The 2452-nt window shown below is 52.2% G+C and carries 1 protein-coding gene; it reads left to right on the top strand.

The window, feature by feature from the left end; all coding sequences use genetic code 11:
• Nucleotides 1–1472: 1472 nt before the first annotated feature.
• Entirely contained in the window at nucleotides 1473–2183 is a 711-nt protein-coding gene (locus HWX36_RS36615) for a response regulator transcription factor (RefSeq protein WP_175958566.1), read from the top strand.
• Nucleotides 2184–2452 lie beyond the last annotated feature (269 nt).

The following is a 2452-nucleotide window of genomic DNA, read 5'->3' as shown; positions in this document are numbered from 1 at the left end:
GCTTCCTGCCTGGTGTTAGTCAAAAACACAGCCTTATGCCTACCCGTAATTTTAAGTGGGAGACTGTGTCCGGTGTTTCAGGGGGCTGCTCCAGTGTAGTCGTCGACCATGTTCAGGCATCGAAACCGCCGACCGTAGGCCGGCCCATCAGAAACAAGTCCATCGACCAGCTCTGATGCGGTTGTCGGTAACGGCAGGGGGCTGCGCTCGACTGCCGCAATACGCTTGCGTCGTCGCGTGCGAACGCTCAGCCCCGCTTTGCTGTACAGGCCCAGATGCGCTTGTCGTCTAATTGCTGTCAATAGATCATCCTCCTGGAAAGGGTTCAGACCAGCCTCGGCTTCCTTCAAGATGCCGATGATTTGCTCTTCGGTGAATCACTTTTTCATTGCCGTTTCTCTCTGGAACGAACTCTGCACCGTCACCGTACTAAACCCGGGGAGCAGGTCAAGTATCAGGACGGCTGCGACTTTTGCCGCGCCAACGGCTACCCGCTGCCCGCGACGTTCGCTACTGGTGAACATCGAGCGAATTCCAAGTATTGGTCGAATTGATTGTTCCGTTCGCGGAACGATGATGCCAAGAATACAGACTTGTGCAACGAAAAGGCCGGACGTATCTTTCGCGGGTGGAACGGTGCCGCGAGCCGGAAAGGGAAGGAGACGCTGTCATGGAGAGTATTTCGCAACTGGTCCAAGGTCTGGCCAAAGTGCTCAACCGACTCCCCGTTCAGCGGTACTGCGCACGCCGGATGAGTGCGGTCAGACTTCCGAGGACGTAACGTTTCCCTCGATGGGTGTCAATCCGCAGAAGCCGCGGAGGGTTCCCTGTCCGGGGTCGGACCAGCCGGTCGCCGCCAGCCATCCAATGTCTGTGACCCGCTAAGGCTTCCCCGGCACGGGCCTCCTCCTCCGGGAGGCAGCTGTCTGCAGGCGGCTGCAATGACTTCGAGATCAACTACATGTCGGACTATCGGTACCTGTTCGAAGCGCCGATCCTGGGCATCAGACACGAAGTCTGTCTGCGGTGAGGTTTAGTACCGATGTGCGCCCACGGATCCTTGAATCTACCTAGTTTGTCTAGCAGCAGAAGTAGCTCGATTGGTGTCCGCATCTTGTCGTCGATGATTGGTTAACTTCTGTCCCTGGTCAGATTATTAAGATGCCTAACTATGATCGTTATGGATGCTTTGACAAAAAACATATAATTCTCGCCGAGAATTTCGTTAAATATTGATAATAATATCTGATTAATATAAAAATATATTGGTCGAATAAGTAGTATAGCTTTATCGATCGAAAAAGATTGCGGAGCAACTGTTGTGAGGCGGAGTCGTTTATATAGAATATATGCGATCTAGATGGTTATTGTGGTAGAAAAATGCCATCCAGCATTAATAGTTCCGCTTTTGCATAAAAGTGATGCGGCGCCGGTTATCGTGAATTTGTGAAATACAAAGGGGAGTGGTGTCAATGAGAATCCTATCTCTTGACGATGAGCCAGTGCAGGCAGAGCTTATCCTGGACGTACTGAGCAGCGAAGGATTTGATGTCCGTAGCGTCGCCACCGGCGACCAAGCTATACGTTTCCTGGAGATAGAGGTCGTCGATCTGATTGTGCTTGACTGGAAGATTCCGGGTATTTCTGGACTAGAAGTTCTCTCCTGGATTCGCACACGATTCGGTAGAGAGCTACCCGTGTTGTTTGTTTCAAACCAAGGGGACGAAGACCATCTTGTGGTCGCGCTCGAGGCAGGTGCCGACGACTATCTGGTTAAACCTTTCCGTCGGCGGGAATTGATTGCAAGAGTGCGCGCTTTACTACGACGGGCCTATCCGTTTAATTCGACATCGACGTCGATTGATGTTGGTCGTTATCGTCTGGATATTGCGACCGAGACCGCGTTCTTGAGTGGTGAGCCGCTGAAACTAACGCATCGCGAGTTTAGTATTGCCGTTGAGTTGTTTCGCAATTTCGGTCGCGTGGTGCCTCGAAGTTCATTGATTAAATCGGTTTGGGGGCATGATAGAGATGAGGTGTCTCGGTCTCTGGATACGCATATCTATCGTATGCGATCCAAGCTTCACATCACGCCCGAAAGCGGCGTTCGTCTCCGAGCTCTCTACAACCATGGATATCGCCTGGAACCGACCAATTCAAGTGACTTACTTAATGACGAGTAATGTCGCGGTGAGAGCCGCAGCCGTCAGCGCTTTAGTACGCGGTGGCGGCGAATTGAGCAATGTAGCAAGGTTCGACGGACCGGCACTGCTAACGTCCCCGCCGCAGGCCGATACCAGCAACGTAGTGCTCAGTGAAGCAGTTGTAACGCGATACAATTTTTTCACTATGACAGTCTGTAGTGGTCAACTAATCCCGGACACTGCGTTAAGTTTTTCTTCCGCAACCGCCGGCGCCAGTCCGTCATTGAACTGATGCGGCCGTATCCAGT

Source organism: Burkholderia sp. BCC0405, assembly GCF_902833075.1.
Taxonomy (GTDB): domain Bacteria; phylum Pseudomonadota; class Gammaproteobacteria; order Burkholderiales; family Burkholderiaceae; genus Burkholderia.
The sequence above is the reverse complement of the archived record's forward strand: the minus strand, read 5'-3'. Positions and strand labels throughout refer to the sequence as shown.